The organism is Oceanicoccus sp. (genome assembly GCF_029238675.1).
Taxonomy (GTDB): Bacteria; Pseudomonadota; Gammaproteobacteria; order Pseudomonadales; family Dasaniaceae; genus Oceanicoccus.
Genome location: NZ_JAQWFR010000016.1, coordinates 78,691 through 100,873 on the forward strand (window position 1 = coordinate 78,691; position 22,183 = coordinate 100,873).

A 22,183-nucleotide genomic window follows, 5' to 3' on the forward strand; every position below is an offset into this window, starting at 1 on the left:
TTTGGTAATTAAACCCCTTAAAGTTTTCACTTTAAGGGGCAATTTTACCCGTTCTTTAACTTACTGCAGCAGAGACAAAACCTGCTGTGGTAGTGAGTTAGCCTGTGACAGCACCGAGATACCTGCTTGTTGCAAGATCTGGTTACGAGTCAGGGCCGCTGTTTCCTGGGCAAAATCTGCATCCTGTACACGAGACCTTGCAGCCGCTACGTTCTCGGAGATACTGGTCAAGTTAGAGATGGTTGATTCCAGGCGGTTTTGAATCGCACCCAAATCGGCTCGGCCATCATCGATAGTCTGGATTGAGGCATCCAGCGTTTCAATGGCTGACTGTGCACCTGCTGCCGTACTGATGTCGATAGCACTTACACGGTTGGCCGCTTCCAGGGTTTCAACGGTTGCCGCTGTCAGGGTACCTGAACCATCAGTTAGGCTACCACCGCCCGATGTACCAGTGACGGTAACCGTTGGGCTGGATGAATCAGCTACAGCGCTGGTGAAGTCCAGGTAACCGGTAACGATATTACTGATGCTACCACCACCCGTAGCCAGGTCGTTAGATTCAGTATCAGCGTTAGCGGTATCCAGGCGCACAATCTCAGCGGATACACCACCAGAAGTTGCTTGAGTAACATCCAGGTTAAGAGTGATGTTGTCGCCTTCGGCGTCAACAAAAGTTAATAAACCAGCAGTAGAGGTATCTTCATAAGTGATACCTGCAGAGGCAAGCTCGGAAGCAGCAGAACCGGCCAAAATGGCAGCTTCAAGTGCTGCTACAATGTCACCCGAAGAGTCGCCAGATGCAACTGTATAGGCTACCGAAGTTCCGCTATTAACACTTAGGGTTACAACATCGCCAGCTACACCGGCACTGGCTACAGTGCTGAAGTTACCCACAGCAGCTTTAGTCTCGGCGCTAACACCAGAAATGGCGCTGGTGCCTGAATAGCCGGCAGCCAGGTCACGGGCTGAGTCGCCATCACTAAGGCTTACTTGCTCACCGTCAATACTGATGGAGTTGTTACTGGCATCAAAACCGCCTGAAGCCACAGTGTAAAGGTCAGAGAAACCTGTTGGAGTAGATGCAGCAGCAGCGGCATTGGCACTGAGTGAGAAACCGCTAAGCCCCAAATTTTCAGCCGCAAAACTTTGGCTTAAATCAACAGCGATAGTTTCGTTAGCTTGCGCACCCACCTGGAAGCTTTGAGCACCAAAAGAACCATCAAGGATCTTTTGGGTACCAAATCGAGTGGTATCCGCAATACGGGTTAATTCTTCCTGAAGCTGAATAACCTCTTTGTTCAGGTTAGTACGGTCAGCATCAGAGTTAGAGCCGTTAGCAGACTGGATGGCCAGTTCCCGCATACGCTGCAGGATGTTGGTACTTTCGTTCAACGCCCCTTCAGCTACCTGCGATATAGAGATACCATCGTTAGCATTACGAGCAGCCTGGTTAAGACCTCGGATCTGGGAAGTAAAACGGTCGACGATCGCTAAACCAGCCGCGTCATCCTTCGCAGAGTTGATACGTAGACCTGAGGAAAGGCGCTGTAGCGAGGTCTGTAAAGCCCCCTGCGACTTATCCAGATTACGCTGAGCGTTCAGGGACGCAACATTCGTGTTAATTACCTGTGGCATTAATAGTTCTCCTTGGCTCTTTAGAAGGCTTGTGCCTGTGGGAGCGTTGGTTGTGGTGTAGAAGTCAGACCAATCTATCGTCTTCAGGGGAAGCTATCGGCGCACTTTTTTTTATCTTTAGCTTTTTATATAGAACTTGTAGTTATCGAAAGGAAGGCTTTTTGCCGAAATGGTTTTAAGCATATTGTTCTATATATGTACAATATAATCAGTGGCTTGCGACTTGCAGATATTATAAAAAAGCTTGAATTTGCGCTAAAGGAATTGCATGGTTGACCGATAGCTTAAGGAGTAGCGATATTTCAAATTGTAGTTATTCAAGTTGTAGTTATTCAAATTGTAGTTATTCAAATTGTAGTTCAACGAAACAGGATTTTCTGCCATGTTAAATAAAGGTTTAGCTCAGTATCAGCAGATCAATACCGGTTCAGGCGTTGAAGATGCTTCCCCCCACCGTTTAATTCAAATGCTAATGGAAGGTGTTTTACAGCGTCTTGCTGAAGCCAAAGGTGCGATTCAGCGCGGCTCAGCGGCGGCTAAAGGCGAGGCTATTGGTAAGGCGGTCACTATTATTAGTGGTTTGCGTGATAGCCTGAATAAAGAGGTGGGCGGTGAGATAGCTGATAACCTCGATGACCTTTACGATTATATGCAGCGCCGTTTGTTGGAAGCTAATCTTGACGACAGCGAAGATATGATTGATGAGGTGATGACTTTGATGCGTACTATCAAGTCCGGCTGGGATGGCATTGCAGATGATGCGGTCGATTAATCCCGGGCGAAAAGAGTCTTTATTATGTTTGAATGGCCGGTTTACCGGCCATTTTTTTTCAAAACCTACCTATAAAACCAGTTATAAACCTGATTCCAAATCTGGGCTGCTTGATTAGATAAGTAATTGTACCTAGTGACTTTATGTTTACTGGTATCGTAAGCTAGCCTCAGCTACTGTTAACATATAAGATATTTTTTATGGCGCACCTGGGCCTCGCCTCTTTACTGGGCGGTTTTAAATTTTAATAAAGAATAATTAAGCAAACATACTGCAGTACATTAACGAGGTTGTTAGTTTGACTGAAAACCCCGATCCTATTGTTTCTTCTTCGGATTTACCTATTGTCCTGGTGGTTGAAGATAATCCGGTTGAGCGTCAACTAGCCAGTAAGATTTTACGCAACGCCAATTTTGAGGTGATTGCGGTGGACTGTGGTGAGGCAGTCCTCGACGCGGTGGTTAATTATCAGCCGGATATTATTTTACTGGATGCATTGTTGCCGGATATTGACGGCTTTGATGTCTGCCAACACCTTCGCGCCCATCCCCAGGGAGTTTATATCCCCGTGATTATGCTCACGGGACTGCATGATGTTAGTTCCATTAATCGTGCCTATGAAGCCGGTGCCACCGACTTTTTTACCAAGCCGATTAATCACTCCCTGTTAGTTCACCGAATTAAATACTTGCTGCGTGCCCGCCTGATTATGGATCAGCTGCGGATGAGTAAGCAGTCCCTGGCCAGTGCCCAACAAGTGGCGAAGATGGGGCATTGGGAGCTGCATGTAGAAAAGAACCGCTTTCAGGTATCTGAAGAAATGTTACGCCTGTACCGGTTGGATGGTGCGCGCGATGACGCTAGCATTGCGGTGTTTCTGCAGCGCTGCCACCCCGATGATCGCCAGCATTTGGAAGACTCCCTTAAGGCTTCAGTCCGTGATCTGTGTGAGGCCAGGGTAGAGCACCGTATTGTGTTTGACGATGGTACTGAACGTTATCTGGAAGTGCATACCACGGTAATGCAGGTCGAAGGCGATGGCAGCACCCATATTTTGGGTATCAGCATTGATGTTACCGAGCGCAAAGAGTCTGAACGTGAGATTTTGCGGTTGGCCTATTGTGATCGTTTGACGGGTTTGCCTAACCGCTCTTTACTGGAAAATTTTTTAGAGCAGGCGATACCTCGCTCCCACCTTCATGGGGGTGCAATGGCTATTTTGGGTATCGATCTGGATTTATTTAACCGGATTAATAACTCGATGGGTCACAGTGCTGGTGATGCCGTATTGCAGCAGTTGACCCAGCGCCTCAATAATCTGGTTAGCTGTGCTGATGTCTCTCTATATTTAGAGCGTTTATCGCTATCGATGGACTCGGTACTTGATAATGTTGCTACCAATATGGTGTCACGCCTGGCGGCGGATACCTTTATAATCGCCATGACCGGTGCCGACCAAAACAGTGGTGAGGTTGAGCGTTTTGCCGAGCGGGTCAAAGCCAGTTTCCAGCAGCCTTTTCTCTACCGTGGGCAGGAGTTGTTTGTTACCGCCAGTATCGGTATTGCCTACTCCGAGTTAGCTAGCAGTCCGCCGGAGAGCTTATTGCAAAAGGCTGACGTGGCCATGCATGAGGCCAAGACGCAAGGCCGCAATGAAATTCGGGAATATTCCGGTGACCTTGTTACCAAAGTTTCCAGCCATTTATCGATTCAAAATGATTTAAGAAAAGCGCTGCAAAATGGCGAGTTCCAGCTATTTTACCAGCCAAAAATTTCCACCAGGGACTTCTCTGTCAAAGGCTTTGAAGCTTTGATTCGTTGGGTTCACCCGGTCAAAGGCCTGGTGCCCCCCGATCAGTTTATTACCGTGGCCGAAGATACCGGGCAAATTGTCGATATTGGCCGCTGGGTGGTTGAAACTGCCTGTAAGCAAAATAAACAGTGGCTGGATGAAGGCTTGGTCAATGTGCGAGTCGCGGTGAATGTCTCGGCCAGGCAGTTTAAAGAAGGCAATCTTTTTGAAGTGATTGAGAGCGCCTTGGCCAGTGCCGGCTTAAAGGAAGAAAACCTGGAGCTGGAAATGACCGAAGGGGTGTTGATGTCCGACCCCAATACCAGTGATATTTTGTCTGAGTTACGTGCCAGGGGGGTTGCTATTTCCCTGGATGACTTTGGTACTGGTTATTCCTCCCTGAGCTATATCACTCGCTTCCCGATTGACACCATCAAGATTGACCGCTGTTTTGTGCAGGATATTACCCTCGACTCCGAAAAGGCTGCTATTGTGTCAGCCGTTTCCAATCTCTCACATGGCCTGAATTTTAATGTGGTGGCTGAGGGTGTTGAAACAGCGGCTGAGCTGGATGTGATTCGCCAGCTTCGTTGCGATGAAGTGCAGGGCTATTACTACTGCCAACCGATGGCTGCCCAGGATATCACTGAGTGGTTGCGCAACCGGGATACTGGGCTTTATCTCACTAGTGTTAAGTAAAGACTAGAGTTCAATCAATACTAGCGCCAAATAAATACCTTCCTGACTTATTTACTGTTTGTTTATTAGCCATTAATTTGACCCGTCAAATTAATTGGCGTATTTATGCCCTTTTACATGTTAAAGTACCGCCCAGTCAAAAAGCTGACAATTTTAACAAGGGTTTTTGCTGAAAAGGTTAAGGGTTTATGTGGGAAGACAATAATATTATCGTTATTGACGATAATGAGCAGCGTCGACACGATGCGCAGGTAATTTTGGACTTTTTAGGGGAGAACCCGGTCACTTTTTCCTGTCGGCAATGGACAGATGTCTGCAAAAGCGCCGAGGCCCAGGAAAATACCCGCCAGATTAAGGCGCTGGTATTTGGTGAGAACGGTGGCTCCCCATTAGAGCAGCGTTTGGAAGAAGCCCAGCAGTGGGACCGTTCCTGCCCGATCATCCTCACTGGTGAGCAGCAGCTTGAACAAGTGGCAAATATCGACTTGCAGCACATGGTCATAGCCCAGTTAGAATTCCCCCCCAGCTATAACAAGTTTATCGATTCCCTGCACCGTGCCCAAGTGTACAGGGAGCAGTACGATATTAACGCTGGCCGTGTGCAGCAGCGCGATGTGCAGTTATTTCGCAGCCTGGTAGGCACCAGCCGTGAAATCCAGAAAGTTCGTGAGATGATGGCCCAGGTGGCCGATAAAGATGTGACAGTATTGATCACAGGTGAGTCAGGCACCGGTAAAGAAGTGGTAGCCCGCACACTGCATTACAATTCCCACCGTCGCAATATGCCGTTTGTCCCGGTCAACTGTGGCGCTATCCCTCGGGAATTACTTGAGAGTGAGCTTTTTGGTCATGAGAAGGGCGCCTTTACCGGAGCTGTAACCGCCAGGGCAGGGCGTTTTGAAATGGCCCAGGGCGGCACCTTATTTCTCGATGAAATCGGTGATATGCCGCTGGATATGCAAGTCAAAATCCTGCGCGTATTACAGGAGCGTTGCTTCGAGCGTATTGGCGGCAATAAAACCATTCAAACTGATGTTCGTATCATCACCGCCACCCACCGTAATCTTGAAGATATGATTCGCAATGGTGGCTTCCGCGAAGATTTGTATTACCGGCTTAATGTTTTCCCTATTGAAATGCCGCCGCTGCGTGAACGCGTTGAAGATATTCCGCTATTGCTTAATGAGCTGGTCACTCGGCTGGAAAACGAGAAACGCGGCTCTATCCGCTTTAACTCCGCAGCCATTATGTCCTTGTGTCGCCATGAATGGGCAGGCAATGTTCGGGAGCTGGCCAACCTGGTTGAACGCATGGCGATTCTCCACCCCTATGGTGTCGTGGGCGTACAGGAATTACCGAAGAAATTCCGCCATGTGGATGAAGCCGATGAAGATTTGATAATCCCCGAGTCAGCCCGCGCTGACGGTATGCCAGCCGTAGCCACCATGGATAGCACGGCTCTATTACCCGTTAATGGTATCGACTTGAAAGAATACCTGACCAACCTTGAACGCAGCCTGATACAACAAGCGCTGGATGACAGTGTAGGCGTTGTTGCCCGAGCGGCGGAAAAACTGAAAATACGCCGGACTACGTTGGTTGAAAAAATGCGTAAGTATGAATTGCAGCGCAAGTAATTATTAAAGAACCCTCATCCGCCCAGAACCGTCATTCCCGCCCAGAACCGTCATCCGCCCAGGACCGTCATTCCCGTCCAGAACCGTCATTCCCGCGAAGGCGGGAATCCAGCCTGCATGCTTATGCTGTTATTTCCGCCAAAGCGGAAATCTACAGCACTAGATTCCCGCCTTCGCGGGAATGACGTCTTTTTTGGGTTAAGCTCTCACTCCTCCCCCGAAACATTCACCAGCCAATTCCTTGACAAACCCCCACCACCAATCACCTAACTCTATGTTTATAAAGCCCTTTTAAAACCGGCATGGTGTTTGCAATAACTCTCAAAAGATCCATTTTCGTCAAATTTCTGCTGAGAGAAAAAGAGTATGGCACCTCCTGCTGTAGAAAGTAGCCAGCCTGTCGCTGCAAATACGACAGTAGACATAACGCCTGCGGGTGAAAGTGTGCAGCCTATACGCAGCCGTGAAGAACTGATGTCGGCTTTTGAAGTCTTCAACAATGTCTCTGCCCAGCTGGCGGAAACTTACCAGGAAATGGAAGAGCGGGTGGGCTCGCTTAACCAGGAGTTGCATCAGGTTGCTGAACAACGTCTGCAAGAACTCAGGGAAAAAGAAAGAGTCAGTAACCGGCTGGAAAGCCTGCTGCACTTGCTGCCGGCAGGCGTTGTGGTATTGGATAGCAAAGGAGTGGTGACCTCCTGCAATCCAGCCGCCGAAGATTTTTTGGGTGAGCCTTTACTGGGCGAAGTATGGCGCGATGTGATCCGTAGATCCTTTGCCCCGCAAGTAGATGATGGCCACGAAATTTCCTTAAAAGATGGCCGCCGTATCAGTATGGTTACCCGCTCCATGCAGGGTGAACCGGGTCAGCTTATTTTGCTGACTGATTTAACCGAAACTCGTGAACTGCAGCGCCGCCTTGACCGTCATCGCCGCCTGTCTGAAATGGGCAGAATGATGTCTTCATTGGCCCATCAAATTCGCACACCACTTTCCGCTGCCATGCTTTACGCCGGCCACCTTTGTGACTCCGATCTAACGCAAGAGCAGAGCCAGCGTTTTTCAGAAAAAATTCTCTCCCGTCTTAATCATTTGGATCAGCAAGTAAAAGATATGCTGATTTTTGTCAAAGGCGATGTAAAGCTGACCGATACTATTGGTATTACTGAACTACTTAACCAACTGGAAGCAGCTATGGAAGTGTCTATTGAAAGCAGCCATTCCAGTTATAACATATCTAACGATTGCGCTGAGGCGATAATTCAATGTAACCGCGACAGCATGGTAGGTGCCTTAATGAACTTGATCAACAACGCTATCCAATCAGTGGGCAGTGGTGTTGAAATTAGTATTAAAGTGAACAACCTGGACAGTGAACATATACAAATTATTATTGCGGATAACGGCCCCGGTATTGAGTCCTCAGTACTGAAAAATTTAAAAGAGCCTTTCTTTACCACTAAATCACAGGGTACGGGTTTAGGCTTGACTGTGGTTAAAGCGGTTGCCCTGGCACACCATGGAGAGTTCGAGCTTTCTTCCAGGGCGGGCAAAGGCACAACAGCGGTGTTAACCCTGCCGATTTTCGATAGTACTAACAAAACGATTGTGCTTGACCAATACGCCAATAATGACGGAGTTACCTCATGAGTCATTCGCCGATTAAGTTAAACGCTACGGTTTTGGTGGTTGAAGATGACCGCGATTTAAGAGAAGCGTTAGTTGATACTTTAGAGATTGCAGGTTGCACAGTAGTACAAGCTGACTGTGCTGAAAAAGCGTTAGAGATTATTCCCGGTCAGGCCCTGGATATGGTGGTGTCAGATATCAACATGGGGGCAATGGATGGTCTGGGTTTATTAAAAGAAATTCGTCGTCAGTATCCGCAATTGCCCGTTTTATTAGTTACCGCCTACGGTAGCGTTAGCGCCTCGGTAGAAGCTATTCGCAATGGTGCAGTTGATTATTTGGTTAAACCCTTTAAACCACAATTATTAGTAGAAACCGTTAGCCGTTATGTCGGTGTAGCCAGTGTTAATGCCGATGACCAACCCGTTGCAGTTGAACCCTCCAGTTTACAACTATTACAGTTGGCAAAGCGTGTGGCAGAAACCGAATCAACGGTATTAATTTGTGGTGAATCAGGAACCGGCAAGGAAGTTCTGGCTCGCTATGTTCACCAGCAATCAACCCGTGCCCAGCAGCCCTTTGTGGCGATTAACTGCGCCGCTATTCCTGAAAATATGCTGGAAGGTATGTTGTTTGGTCATGAGAAGGGCGCTTTTACCGGAGCCTATAGCAGTGCGCCCGGTAAGTTTGAGCAGGCCAATGGCGGTACCTTGCTATTAGATGAAATTTCAGAAATGGATATCGGTTTGCAGGCAAAAATTTTGCGGGTGATTCAAGAGCGAGAAGTGGAACGTTTGGGTGGACGTAAAACTATCGAACTGGATGTCAGGATTATTGCCACCACCAATAGGCAGTTGGCTGAAGAGGTGCAGGCCGGTCGCTTCCGCGAGGATTTATATTATCGCCTAAGTGTATTCCCATTACAGTGGTTACCTTTAAGGGAGCGCCCGCAGGATATCGAGCCACTGGCGCAAAAACTATTAAAGATGCATACCACCAAAATGGGCCGTACGCCGGTAGATCTTGATCATACTGCGGTACATGCATTAACTAGCCATACCTGGCCCGGTAATGTGCGCGAGTTGGATAATGTGATGCAGCGTGCATTGATTATGCAACCCGGTACAGTGATTTCTGATTTTCATTTACGCTTGGATCCGTTTAATGGCCAGCCTATTAATTTAGCGATAAGCCCGGAACCTGCTGAAGACCTGCTGGCCAATAGCCGTGTGCTGGAAGATGATCTTCAGCGCCGTGAGTTTGAAATTATTGTGGACACCCTAAAGAGTGAAGGTGGTTCCCGTAAGAATACGGCAGAAAAATTAGGCATTAGCCCAAGAACCTTGCGCTATAAATTAGCCAAGATGCGGGATATAGGGATTAGTTTAGAGGAAACTCTGCAGGGCGCCTAAACCCCCTCGTCGTTGCCGCCTTCACGGGAATGACGACGGGTTATGCAGCGTAGCTGTTAATCCAGCGCGAGAAATCCTGAGCGTGGCAAGAACCTTGGTGGCAGAAATACTGCTCCCAAAAATGTCCCAGCCCCTCACTATCGTTCGCCTCAGGCAGCTGATGCTCCGACTGCAAATAAATAACCCAGGCAATTGCAGTGCTATAAGCCAGATTGGTTTTTAGCTCTTGATCAGGATCTTTTAAAAATTGATGCTGGCTGGCAAGGCCGCGAACTTTACTGGCCAGGTTAGGATGAAAAGCCAGATATTTATCCCAGACTATACGGTGCTGTGCAGAAGTAATTTGATAAATACCAATACCCTGGCTTTGACTTTCACAGTGCTGGTAAAAAGGGTCAAAATCAGACTCCTGGGCGGCGGTACCTAAGAGTAGCTTCTCGGCTGCCAAAGAGCGCACGCCTAAATAATCGAGAGTAGGTTTGATGACATGTTCAGTTAAATCTACAGCGTTAATAGTCATTATAAAACGTAAACCCTTACAGCCAGTTCTTGTTATTAATAGGCGCAGGTTCAGGGTTTGCCCCTATGTTCTGCTTACTAAATCATAACCCTCTATTTAGACGCTATTTTGATCAAATTCCAGTTTTTTACCGTTTTTTTATAGTTTTATGACAGCTTTTTCAGCTTAATTGTGGGTTTGTTTGATAACTCATTGAAAAATAACAACTAAATAATAATATTTTTTATAATTGTGAATCTTTGACCGATTTCTCTATTGGTCACAGTGTCAGGCCATGGTACAAACGTTTATTCGATGTTTTATAGCGGCAAAGCCTTGCGTTTAGTGGGGTTTTAAAGGCAGTTAAGCCTTTGTATTAAAAGGATAATATGATGAACTGGCCAAACCACCCAGCACTGTCGTTGATAGCGTTTACACTGCTGTCATTGTTGTCGATGTATTTTGTGCGCGTTCATGCCCATCAGCTGATTGCCCGTATTGCCCGCCTGCTCCATAGCCAACTTCGTCTACTTTCCCGCGCTTGCCTTCATTCAGCACAACGAATACGTCTGCGTAACCATGAGGTGACCAAGGCACTGGTCGAGTCATTGATGGAGCGCCAGCTAGAGCGACGCTTTATGCGCATTGAAAAACTGGTGGAGCGAGACCTTGCCAACTACCAGCAGTTATCGGCAGAAATTAATCGGCAGCTGGTAACCATTGATGAAGATTATGCCGCCAGTGCCAATGTTCCTGAAGTATCGCCGGAGTGGGTAACGGCCGTTGAAGCTATTGCCAACCTGCAAAGAGATGATCGCAATACTGAGGTGATGGCCAAAATACTGGATGATATGCATCAAACTGTAAAACAGCATCAGCGTGATGCTTTACGGGAGCACCGCTGGACCATTTCTGCCCGCCATAAAGTACTCTCAAAATTACAGCCCCAGTGGCGCAAGCTCAGTAAATTACTGCAACATATTGATAATAATATCGAAGTGCTGCGCCTGCGTTTGCGCCAGGTTGACCAGCATATGGGGCAGTTTGAAATGCTTACCGCCGGTTCCGGCCAGGGCATAATGTCTTCCATGCTGATGCGTTTTATTTCTTCATTGTTTTTTGTGTCGGTCGGTATTGGCGCGGCATGGATTAACTGGCAGTTAATTAACCAGCCCCTGCAGGAGCTATTGCCGGCAAGGGAGTTGGAGGGTGTTTCCCTGGCCGCCGTTGTGGCCGGTTTGCATATCGGCATTACTATTCTTGCTGCCACGCTGATTTCTGAAAGCTTGCGTATTACTCATTTGTTTCCACTGGTGGCTGCTATGACCCGTCGTGGTCGCCAGACGATGATGGTAATTGGCGCGAGTTTATTATTGGCTTTGATCTCGGTAGAAATTATGGCCTTGTTGGCTGCGCCCATTGCCAATACTGTTATCCAGATGACCGGAGTCTCACAGGTTTTATTAGTGGTGATTGGTTTGGTAATGCCGTTGGTGTTATCGATGGTGATGCTACCCATGGAGTATATGTTGCACACCATTAGGCCGGTATTCGGCAGTGGGCTACAAGTACTCTGTCATATCTCAGCCCTGCTACTGCGACTTGCCGCATCACTGGTATTGCAAGCTGGGGCATTGCTGATCAATATGTATGACTTGCTAATATTTTTACCGCTTAGAGTTGAGCGGGAATTAATGCTGCGGGCTCAGCGGAATAACGCATCGTCCCAGGGTGAACAAAAAGACAACCCCGCTGATGTAGAAGCCTTAAATGTAACCACCGTGAAATTTGGCTCTGGCAATCAGGAGCAACGCCACTAACTCACGGCATTGCTAATCATATAGCGATCAATAATCGTTAAAAATCCATCCTTATCGACACGGCCTTTATCACCGGTGACATACCAACGCTGGCCATCAATATGACGAATCACGGCATCGGTTTTCTCCGGTAAATTTAAATAGCCCTGCATAATTTGTGAACCGCCGATAATAATCATACCTTCTTCGCCCGTGGCCAATTCCAGTTCGCTGTCCGGGTCAATAATTTTAAAACTGGTGCCGGGCAGGGGCATACCCACGGAACCTGTTTTGCCGCCGACCTGGATCTCCCAATAATCTGTATCAAGGGCATCGGGTAAATTAATGCTGACGATGGGGGTGGTTTCTGTGGCGCCATAACCTTCGTAAATCGTTTTATTAAATTTCAGCTGGAAACTTTCGCGTACCTGGTCATTCAGTTTTTCTGCGCCAGCTATCACAATACGCAAGCTGCTGAGCATCAAAGGATGAACTTTTCGGTTTTTGGTATACAGACGCAGGAAGGTAGAGGTGCTGCAAATAATCGTCGCTTTATAATGGGCCACTGCCTTGCCGATATTAGCTACATCGGTAGGGTCTGGATGACATACCACCGGCAGTCCTTCTATCAGTGGCATAAATTGCGTGACCGTTAAACCAAAGGCATGAAATAAAGGTAGTGAGGCCATCACTACATCGCTGTCCTGAGTGTTTAATACATCGGATGTCTGTTTTAAATTGGCCATAATATTACGATGGCTCAACATAACGCCTTTGGGCTCGCCTTCGCTGCCGCTGGAGAATAATATGGCTGCGGTTTGGTTAGCGTTAATATGCCGCGAATACAGCCAGCGTAAAACGGTAGCGGGCATGAGTCTTACCGTGAGCCATAAGCGTAACAACTCATGCTTGCTGATGCTGCTTTTCAGGTCTTCCAGATAAATGGTATTTGCGCTTTCCAGCAATTCATCAAAACGGATATCCCGCTTAGCTAGCTTTTCTAAAAATAATCGGGAAGTGTAGATGGTTTTAATATCTGCCTGGGCTACTGCCGATTGCAGGGTGCTTTCACTGGCGGAATAGTTGAGGTTGACAAGTGTTTTACCGGCTAACAGTCCCGCCATATTGGCCAGCATGCCACCGACGCTGGTGGGTAATAACAGGCCGATTGTTTGCTCGGGGCTATTCACCTTGATACGTTTCGAGAAGGCAATACTGGTACATAATGTCTGGGTGGCTGATAGCGGTTCGGACTGGGTATCGGCTATGGCCATCTCGCTGCCAACCCGTTTTACCGTATTGATCCAGGCGTGGGGTAATGACGGTAACTCGTTGACATGTTGCTGCCAGGCTTCCATGGATAAATCGAAGACGCGGCGTTTAAGGACATCAACGCCTGTGTTTTTTGGCAGTGGGCTACCAAAAGCAACAATCAACTCTCTAAAGCGCCCCTTACTGCGAATGGTTTTTAATTTTTGTGAGGAATGAGAAAACTGGCTGCCCCACAAGCCCCGCAAATAAAACGGGATAATCACAATATCATTGCTGACTTTTTTACAGGCCAGTTCATAACCTCGGCGAAACTCCCCCAAATGACCGGTACGGCTAATACCGCCTTCGGGAAATAGACAGACAACCTCACCCTTATCCAGCAGCGAGGCGACGGCTTTTAATGAGCTGTGGCCACCGGCAGTGGGGTCAATCGGAATACAGCCCCCCAGTTTAAAAAAGCCCTTGAGATACCAGCGCTCATAAATATCTTTTAGCATCACAAAGCGGATAGGGCGGGGGCTGGCTATTTGAATAATGGCCCAGTCTATCCAGCTGATATGGTTGCCCAGCAGTAAAACACCGCCCTGTGAGGGGATATTGCGTACGCCTTGCACATCAATTTTATAGCGGCGGTTCAACACTCCGTTAATTAAAAAACGCACCAGGCTTTGTGGTAGTTGGTAGATGGTATAGATACCACCCACCACTGCCACGATGGCAATCAGGGTCAGTAAGAACCGGCTATCCAAACCTGCAATAGCAAACAATACGGTAATCACCAAAAAACTTAACATGCTGATATTTTGAATCAGGTTATTACCGGCGATAACCGTGCCTAGTTCTTTTTCATTGGCGGTAAACTGGATCAAGGCATTAAGCGGCACAATAAATAAACCGCCCATCACGCCAATAAACAGAAAGTTGGCGAAATGGCCGGTGGTAGAGCTGATTTGTGGCAGCAATAGCAAGCCGATGCCAATACCAGCTGCGCCGATGGGGATTAGCCCGGTTTCTATATGTCCTTTGGACCATTTGCCTGCGAGTGTTGACCCAATAGCAATACCTAACCCTGAGCAAGCCATAATGCCCTGTATAATAATAGTGTTAGTAATGGCTAGTGTTTCTTTGGCAAAGGCGGGGAAGGCCGCCAGCATTACTTGACCCACTGACCAGAAGATAGCAATACCGATAACAGACAATCGGATAACCCGGTTGCGGGTGACAGGCTTGATATTGTCGATCATGGCACTGGGGTTGAAAAAATCCCTGGCCTGTAACCCTTTGGCATTTCGACTTTGCTCCAGTAAGGGCAGGCGGTAAGCCATCACCAGTTCGACAATACTGTTTGCCACTAACAACCAGCCGATAGCAGCCACCGCCATGAGTCCATTGCCAGTATCACTGCCTGCAGGAAACAGCGTTTCAAAAATAACTGAAAATACAAAAGTGCCAAATAATATGGCGCAGATGGTGGCTGCCTGCACCAAGCCATTACCCTCAGCCAGGTGCTGTTTGCCAAACAGGGTTTTGATATAGCCATATTTTGCCGGCGAATAAATAGCGGACTGAATAGCTAATAAAAAGGTCAGTGCAAAGGCGGGCCAAAACCAACCCATGTAATAACACCAGGTAATGCCCAGCGTAATAACGACGGCTGCCCAGGCAGACAGGCGCATAACTACTTCTTTAGCATAGCGGTCAGAGATAATGCCCGCGGGGTTAAACAGCAGAATAAAGGGCAGCAGGATTAAGCTGTTGATAATCGCGGCATAGATAATTTGGGTATTGCCGTCATAGACTTTAAAAATGGTGTTCTGGATGGTGATTTTATGCCCAAGGTCTACAAAGGCATTAAGAAATACAACGGTCAGGTAGGCTGTTGCTCCGGGGATTGAAAGCAGCTTTTTCATAGTTGCCCTTATTGTTAGTTGCTCTTGATAGTGGACGCTAAATCAATAGTTTAGAGGAGAAACGGCCTGATTGCTTGATGTATTGCTGTTGTATAGGAGGGGGTTTATGAAGTGCGATAAGACTTTCCTGCTATACCCCGCCACTCGTCATTCCCGCGCAGGCGGGGATCCAGACTGTATGCTTAATGCTGTTATTTCCGCTAAAGCGGAAATAACAGCGCTGGATTCCCGCCTGCGCGGGAATGACGGGAATGACGGTTATGACGTTTAGTGGGAGGTTACGAGCTGGTCATATCCTCAATCTGCGTTGCTAGCAGATGACCCCATTGGCGGAACGCCTGAAAGGCATCGCTCCAATATCTTACACTGCTGACGCGGGTCATAGTGTTAACCCCGGAGCCTGTTAACCCCGTTGTTTTTTTACCGCTGCTTTGAAGTAATAACTCACCGCTTTCACCATCGATTAAGTCCAGCTTGATGACCATACGGCTGCTTTCATGAGTCGCGGCTTTATGGGGTAGGATTTCATCGTTTTTAATGGCGGCGTAAAGATACAGATCCGTGACGGTAGCTTTTAGGATAATCACATCTGCCCCGGCTTCTTCGCTTAGCTTCCAGCCAAACCTCTCGCCCCAGGCTGCGCTTAAGCCTTTGCTGAATTGTTGATTAAATAAGGCCAGCTCCCGCTCATCAAATTCAAATACGGATTTTTTGCGGTTCAGGGAATCGTAGCGGCGGCTATCATCATAGCTAACCGTTACCGGTTCAATCTTAAGCTGGCGATATTGGCTAAAGTCGGTACCGCTGCGGATGGCGAGTTGGTCAAAGGTGCTGTGGTTTAGAGTTGTTAGACCCTGCTTATTGACGGGGCCTCGTTCGGCGATTTGGCTGCAGGCTGCTATTAGAGTGACCAAGGTGATAGCAATTGTGGTGTGAAAGAGTGTTTTCATGGGGTATCTCCTTGTGCACATGAGTCAACTTATTGAGACGGGTAGTTAGTGCTAAGGTTCCCAACTTCTTGTGTAACAAAGGGCTAACGAAAAAGAGCCTAGGAAATAGAGGCGTCTTTTAACAGGGCCAAATCGCTGCTGAATTGTTGGGCTAGTTGATCCAGGCTGGTGGCATGGCCAAATAAATAACCCTGTACGATATCGCACCCCAGGGATTTTAAATAGCTGTGCTGGTCTTGATTCTCCACACCCTCGGCAATGATGGACATTTTTAAGCCCTTGGCCATAGACACAATCGCATTCACGATACAGGCATCATCCTCTGAGTTTTTGATTTCGCTGATAAAACTGCGATCAATTTTCAGGGTGTTTACCGGGAAGTTTTGCAGATAACTCAAGGATGAATAGCCTGTGCCAAAGTCATCTATGGCTAAGTTAATGCCTTCGTTGGCAAGGCGTATCAGTTTTTCTTTGACGTCTTTGGAGTCGTTCATCAAAATATTTTCAGTGATTTCCAGCTCTAATAAAGACGGTGGATATTGCTCTTCTTTCAGTGTTGTTAGTATGTCATCAACAAAGGTATCTTTTTCAATCATCACCGGTGACAGGTTGACTGCCAGCCTTAGCTCCGGCATGCCGTTTTTATGATAATGGCTGATTTCGCGGCAGGCTTTGCGCAGGGTGTGTTTATCAATTTCTATAATCAGGCGGCAATCTTCCGCAATATGAATAAACTCAATCGGTGACAGGCGGCCAAGGCTTGGGTGGTTCCAGCGGATGAGTGCTTCCACGCCATAAATTTTTTGCGTGGCGGTATCCACTTGTGGTTGATAGCAAATTTCAAATTCATCCTCATCAATAGCCCGACGCATATCCTGCTCTAGCATTAGGCGCTCAGTGGAGGCGTTGTGCATTTCTTTATTAAATAACTGGTAGCCATCCTTGCCTGTCTTTTTCACTCGGTACATGGCGATATCAGCGTTTTTAATCAGTGCATCCATATCATCACCGGATTCCGGGTATATCGCTATACCGACACTTGCGCCAATAAAAACTTCCCGTGCCCCCAGCTGAAAGGGCTTTTTAATATCAACAAGAATTTTTTCAGCGATATGCACAGCGGCATCCGCGTTTTTAACCTCTGGTAATAACAGGGTAAATTCATCACCACCAAAGCGGGACAGAGTGTCTCCTTTGCGGATACAGGCTTGCAATCTTTGTGCGACCGATTGTAATAAGCGGTCGCCCATGGTGTGACCCAGCGAGTCATTAATAATTTTAAAGCGATCGAGATCAATAAACATCACCGCCAATTCGGTGTTATTCCGCTGTGCCTGAGTAATGGCTACGCTAAGACGGTCTTTAAATAAGGCGCGGTTGGGCAGCCGAGTTAATAAGTCATGATAGGCCTGGAAGTTAATAAAAGCTTCGGCCTCCATTCTATCAGTGATATCCCTTGCGGTGCCGTAAATACGGTAGCGCTGGTTGGTATTGAGTTTGCCGTTATCATCTTCTTCGATAGGGTAGAGGGATAGCTCAAAATGCCGGATGGAACGGCTGTTAGTATTTGCCTTTAGTACCGTTTCAATCGTTTGAATACCGGAGGTGTTGACGGAGTTTTCAAAAAAATAATTAATTTTTTCGAGTTCGTCCTCCTCGATAATTGAGGTGATATGTTGGCCCGTTAAACTGCCCTTGGGGTAGCCTAGCAAGGCTTCAATTTTGTAGTTAAGAAAGCTGAAGTGCCCTTTGTTATCCAGAATGAAAATAATATCCGGAGAGTTGTTAACGATAAAGCGATGTAGTCGCTCTGACTGGTTAAGGCGCGACTGCATCAGGTGATTGGATTTTTCTAATAACTTTTTGCGTATCGCATTATTAACTGTAGCGGTTAGCTCTTCAGGTACATAGGGTTTTTTGAGGTAATCATAGGCACCATGGCGCAGGGCTTTACTGACATCGTCCATGGATGTTTCACCACTTACTACGATGGTCATGGTGTTGATATTATTTTGTGACATAAAGTTCATCACATCATGTCCGGTGACATCGGGCATTTTCAGGTCGAGCAAAATCAGGTCGAACTGTTCGCTGGAGAGGCGGTTAATGGCATTTTGGCCGCCCAGTGCAGTTTCTACTTGATAATCATAGAGTCTTAACAGGCTGCTTAAACTGTCAAGCATACGAGGGTCGTCATCGGCTAACAGGATGCGGGCTTCGCCGCTATTGTTATTATTGACTTCGGCAGTACTCATAATTATGTCTTCGGCCCGACTTAGTTGGGCAGTAAAATTTGAAACTGTGTACCGCTGTCAGGGTTGCTGCGGCAAACAATAGAACCGTCCATGTCGTCGATTAATTTTTTCACAATACTTAATCCCAGACCGGAATGCCCCTGGCCTTTGGTGGAATCTACAGGGCTAAATAAATTTTTCTTCACTTCAGGCGCAATACCCGGGCCATTGTCTTCAATATTGATGGCGGCAAAGTCGCGGCCACTAAAACTGACAGAAGCTTCGCTGCTAAGAGTAATTTTTCCGCCGGGCTGCAATGCTTCTACGGCATTTTTTAGCAGGTTGGTCAGTATTTGTTTTAAGTGTTCCGGGTTGCCAGTAGTGTCACCCAGGGAGCTATCAAGGTGTTTTTCAAGGCTAATATTTTTAGTGACGCAAATAGAGTCTTCAAAAATATGGGCGGTGGTTTCAATGATCTGATTGATATTGACGCTGGTATCGCTCTCGGCGATTTCCCCTGGGTCTTTGAGTCGCAGTAAAATATTACCTACGCGGTCCATTTCTTCCTTAATCAGTTCCAGCCCTTCATTGGCATCATGCTCATCTCCCAGCTTGATTTTCAGCATCTCTAAATAGTTGCGAATGATACTCAGCGGATTACTGGCTTCATGCACTGCTTCGCGGATATGCTGCTGGTATTGCGAGCTGGTGGGGCCTTCTTGCTCAATGAGTTCAAAGCGGTGTTGATTGTCGGCAATAGCCCCGGCAATTTCCTGGCAAATTTGCCGGGCCAGGTTTGAGCGCTGTTCGAGTTCGCTGAGCTTTTGTTGGGTACAGGCAAATACCAGTACACCAACGGCCTTGTTATCTTCGGGGGTGCTTTGAGTCAGAGGCCAGCACACCAGAATATCGGATTGGCAATAGCGCAGCATTTGGCGGTCGATAACAGTCAGGGTACTTGTCTGTGTTGATGATTGTTGGCTGTTATTCAAAAAGGCATCGCTTATTAGGCTGCGACCGGCTTCCAGCGGGATTTCAAAATTTAATGCCTGGTTGGGGGCCTGTGGTTGCTGGCCAGAGGTCTGGGAGCAGAGCTTTTGGCTTTCGTCATCTAGCAGGAATAATACGCTGCCAGAAATCCCCAGGGTCAGGAATAAGGATCGCTGGGCGGCTTCTTGTAAGCCATCCTGGCTGCGTGCTTGCCATAGCGCGGCGTTAAGCTGGGCAAGCTCACCGAGCTCTCCCAGACGTTCGCCCAGTTGTTGGTGCGCCTGCTGGTAGCGCTGCCCAGTGACCTCAGTATCGGCAATATCAATGCCAAGGCTATTGGCAATGGCATCAACATCGCTGTTAACGCGGTTAAATAATTCCCGTGTGAGTGACTCGTTCAGTCCAAACAGATTATCGGCTGTGGCCAGGGCCTGATCGTCAATCTCGTCTGCTGTGCTGAGTTGGCTGGCCAGGTTAACGATCTTAACCAGATGATGGGCATCCAGAATTAGCTGGTCAGCTTCGTGGTGATAGCGCACCGCGTCAGCCATAAATCCGGATATACCCCAGTTATCAATCAGGTCCGCACCAATCTCGCAGTGAGTGGCATCAAATTGCTGCTGCTCAGCCGCTAGCAGTTGCTGGTCATTGTTTACGGTGGCGAGCATGGCGAGATATTGCTGCTCGTTACTGGTCAGTGTCACCAGTTGCCCGACATCGGCTAGCAAACCACAAAGGTAGGCTTCATCAGGGGCTGCATAGCTAGTTAGCGTGGCTAATACCTGGGCAAAGTTGGCGGTGATTAGGGAGCGGCGCCAGAAGCGTTTGAGGAATTGCTGGTGCTGCTGGTTGAAGTGACCAAAAAATTGTTTGATGCATGCGGTGATAACAATGGTTTTAACCACATCGGTGCCGAGAAAGAGTAGAGCGCGTTCAATGCTTTCGCAATTTTTGGCTCCGTAATAGCTGGAGTTGGCAACGGCAACCAGGTTGGTTGCGATACCCGCATCGTGGCGAATAATATCGGCAATGCGTTGGTAGTCAGCGTTGTCTTTTTGTACCGCATCGAGAATTTGTACCAAGACTTGAGGCAAGCTTGGAAGTTGGTCTATTGCTGTTTTTGTTACCACTTAAATGCCTTCGGCTTAAATCGCTTTGTTATTGTTGGTGAAGCACTAACAATAAGGGTGTATTTGGGTTGTTTATATGAAACCCGGAATAACAATTCTAATGCCATGATTATAGCCAAGGGCTAGCATACTAGCCACCGTTTGATTAAAAATTGCTCAGTACCTATTATACGATTAAATAACTGAAAAGAAGATGGTAAAAAGCCCCGCTGTTGAAGTGATTATTTGGTAGTATGCGACGTTTAGCTGAGAGATTGGGAGTTGGGAGTTAGTGCAAAAAGCACAGTCCACCAAGGATAGTAAAGCAGATCTACCCCGGGTTATTGCAATAAGCAGTGGCAAAGGCGGGGTGGGCAAGTCCAGTATTGCTGTCAATCTGGGCATTTCCCTGGCGAAGACCGGGGCCAAGGTCTGTCTGCTGGATGCCGATACCGGTTTGGCCAATGCCAATATTCTACTGGGCATCGCCCCTGAATATAGTATTGAGCATGTTTTATACGGGGCCAGAGATATTGATGAAATCATGCTCGACGGCCCCCATGGACTTAAAATTATTCCCGGTGCTAACGGTATTAGTGAGTGTGTTAGCCTGCACCCCCGTCAGCAGTTACGCCTGACCCGTGAGCTGGCCCGCATTGAAGGCGAGTTTGATTATTTATTGATTGATACGGCGGCAGGTATAGCGGATACCACACTGGATTTTGTCAGTGCCGCGCACCATACCCTGATCGTTATCACCCCTGAGCCAACTTCCTTAACTGACGCTTTTTCCCTGATTAAACTGCTTAAGCGCCGTCGGCCATCGGCCCATTACCAGGTGGTGGTAAATATGTGCAGCAGCGCCAGCCAGGCCAAGGAGGTATTTCATCGGTTTGGGGCGGCGGTTGAGAAGTATATTGGTGTCAACTGCCACTATCTGGGTCTGGTACTGCGTGACGAGAGTATGCGGGCGGCTGTAGTGTTGCAGAACCCGGTAGCGATGTTTCCGGATGATGATCCCTCCAGTCGCAGCTTTATGAAACTGTCAGACAGTTTGATTGCAGTGACAAAAACCGTGCCGGCCAATGGCTCATTTAGTGCTTTCTGGCATCGCCAGTATCGAGTGCAGCGCAATGATGACGAGAAGGGAAAAGCAAAAGCCACCGGCTCCAGCCTGGCTGATCCTGTGTCGGCAGAAGCTGGGGCAGAAGCTGGGGCAGAGGCTGGGGAAGAGGCTGGGCAAAAGGTCAGGGATAACAAAACCCGGGACAGCGATTATTTATCCGAATTACGGTCACGGCTATTGCTACTGATCGAGCAGGGGCATGCCGATGAGGTATCGGTTGCCAGCTTGTTGCAGGAAGGCCTGGAGGCCTTTATCAAAAGGCACGATAAGTCCCCGATTGATCTACGCAATATTGTTGAATTATTGGTGTCATCACCAGACCGCGATGATCAGTTGGTCCGGGATGTTGCCGAGCGGGTTAAGCCCTGGGCTGGTTTGAGTAATACCCCGCCAATGGATGATTTGTCGGTTAAGGATTTGCCTGAGTTTGATGATAAGCCCGATAGCTCAGCCCTGGTAGAATCCGCCAAGCCTACCTTTGAAATTATTAGTGAAGTTAAGAGCGTGCTCCCTGTGGTCAGTGACCTATTACAGATGGATGGCAACAATGCCCCTGCTTCAGGGCTTGTCCGAAATCATCGCTATGATAGCCAGCGGTTTGGTTCCCAGGATAGCCTGTTGTCGGTACTACAAAATAATAGCGGTGAACCCATTGCAGACCTGCTTGAGTCATTTAAACTGTAGTTGGTGTCGGTGTAGTGGTGTCGGTGTAGTC

14 protein-coding genes are annotated in these 22,183 nt (G+C 47.7%); 8 read left to right on the top strand and 6 right to left on the bottom strand.

Features of this window, described 5'->3' with window-relative positions; translation table 11 throughout:
• Positions 1-60: 60 nt before the first annotated feature.
• Positions 61-1,638 carry a flagellin gene (locus P8H32_RS05540; protein ID WP_297291540.1) on the bottom strand — a complete coding sequence of 526 codons (1,578 nt, stop codon included), beginning with the start codon at positions 1,636-1,638 and terminating at the stop codon, positions 61-63.
• 382 nt (positions 1,639-2,020) lie between these two features.
• Here P8H32_RS05540 and fliS point away from each other — a divergent pair, with 382 nt between their 5' ends.
• From fliS to P8H32_RS05565, 5 genes are all read left to right on the top strand, one after another.
• A complete protein-coding gene (fliS, locus tag P8H32_RS05545; RefSeq protein WP_297291541.1) occupies positions 2,021-2,410 on the top strand; it encodes a flagellar export chaperone FliS in 390 nt (129 codons plus the stop codon).
• A gap of 298 nt (positions 2,411-2,708) precedes the next feature.
• Positions 2,709-4,901 (top strand): EAL domain-containing protein, encoded by a 2,193-nt coding sequence (locus tag P8H32_RS05550; RefSeq protein ID WP_301088660.1) that lies wholly within the window; start codon positions 2,709-2,711, stop codon positions 4,899-4,901.
• A gap of 188 nt (positions 4,902-5,089) precedes the next feature.
• Positions 5,090-6,538, top strand: coding sequence for a sigma-54 dependent transcriptional regulator (locus P8H32_RS05555; protein WP_297291543.1), 1,449 nt, complete (start codon positions 5,090-5,092; stop codon positions 6,536-6,538).
• 366 nt (positions 6,539-6,904) lie between these two features.
• Positions 6,905-8,188: an ATP-binding protein gene (locus tag P8H32_RS05560; RefSeq protein ID WP_301088662.1), complete on the top strand. Its 1,284-nt coding sequence runs from the start codon at positions 6,905-6,907 to the stop codon at positions 8,186-8,188.
• A complete protein-coding gene (locus tag P8H32_RS05565) occupies positions 8,185-9,579 on the top strand; it encodes a sigma-54 dependent transcriptional regulator (protein WP_301088663.1) in 1,395 nt (464 codons plus the stop codon). Before P8H32_RS05560 ends, P8H32_RS05565 begins: the two co-directional genes overlap by 4 nt.
• A 40-nt stretch (positions 9,580-9,619) precedes the next feature.
• On the opposite strand, the gene P8H32_RS05570 is transcribed toward P8H32_RS05565, so the two are convergent.
• Positions 9,620-10,099, bottom strand: coding sequence for a hypothetical protein (locus P8H32_RS05570; protein WP_297291546.1), 480 nt, complete (start codon positions 10,097-10,099; stop codon positions 9,620-9,622).
• Between the two features lie 368 nt (positions 10,100-10,467).
• Between P8H32_RS05570 and P8H32_RS05575 the strand changes: the two genes are divergently transcribed.
• Positions 10,468-11,898 carry a hypothetical protein gene (locus P8H32_RS05575; protein ID WP_301088665.1) on the top strand — a complete coding sequence of 477 codons (1,431 nt, stop codon included), beginning with the start codon at positions 10,468-10,470 and terminating at the stop codon, positions 11,896-11,898.
• Here P8H32_RS05575 and P8H32_RS05580 read toward each other — a convergent pair.
• Positions 11,895-15,059 carry an acyl-[ACP]--phospholipid O-acyltransferase gene (locus tag P8H32_RS05580; protein WP_297293034.1) on the bottom strand — a complete coding sequence of 1,055 codons (3,165 nt, stop codon included), beginning with the start codon at positions 15,057-15,059 and terminating at the stop codon, positions 11,895-11,897. The genes P8H32_RS05575 and P8H32_RS05580 overlap by 4 nt on opposite strands.
• A gap of 106 nt (positions 15,060-15,165) precedes the next feature.
• Here P8H32_RS05580 and P8H32_RS05585 point away from each other — a divergent pair, with 106 nt between their 5' ends.
• Complete coding sequence (locus tag P8H32_RS05585; protein WP_301088666.1) at positions 15,166-15,330, top strand: hypothetical protein; 165 nt, start codon at positions 15,166-15,168, stop codon at positions 15,328-15,330.
• A 7-nt stretch (positions 15,331-15,337) separates the two neighbouring features.
• Here the strand turns inward: P8H32_RS05585 and P8H32_RS05590 are convergent, their stop codons facing one another.
• From P8H32_RS05590 to P8H32_RS05600, 3 genes are all read right to left on the bottom strand, one after another.
• Positions 15,338-16,009 carry a DUF3313 family protein gene (locus P8H32_RS05590; RefSeq protein WP_297291390.1) on the bottom strand — a complete coding sequence of 224 codons (672 nt, stop codon included), beginning with the start codon at positions 16,007-16,009 and terminating at the stop codon, positions 15,338-15,340.
• 98 nt (positions 16,010-16,107) lie between these two features.
• Positions 16,108-18,264, bottom strand: coding sequence for an EAL domain-containing protein (locus tag P8H32_RS05595; protein ID WP_297291389.1), 2,157 nt, complete (start codon positions 18,262-18,264; stop codon positions 16,108-16,110).
• A 20-nt stretch (positions 18,265-18,284) separates the two neighbouring features.
• Positions 18,285-20,363 (bottom strand): HDOD domain-containing protein, encoded by a 2,079-nt coding sequence (locus P8H32_RS05600; protein ID WP_301088668.1) that lies wholly within the window; start codon positions 20,361-20,363, stop codon positions 18,285-18,287.
• Positions 20,364-20,634: 271 nt separating this feature from the next.
• On the opposite strand from P8H32_RS05600, the gene P8H32_RS05605 reads away from it, so the two are divergent.
• On the top strand, positions 20,635-22,152 hold the full coding sequence (locus P8H32_RS05605; protein ID WP_301088670.1) for a MinD/ParA family protein: 1,518 nt from the start codon (positions 20,635-20,637) through the stop codon (positions 22,150-22,152).
• The last annotated feature ends 31 nt before the right edge of the window (positions 22,153-22,183 follow it).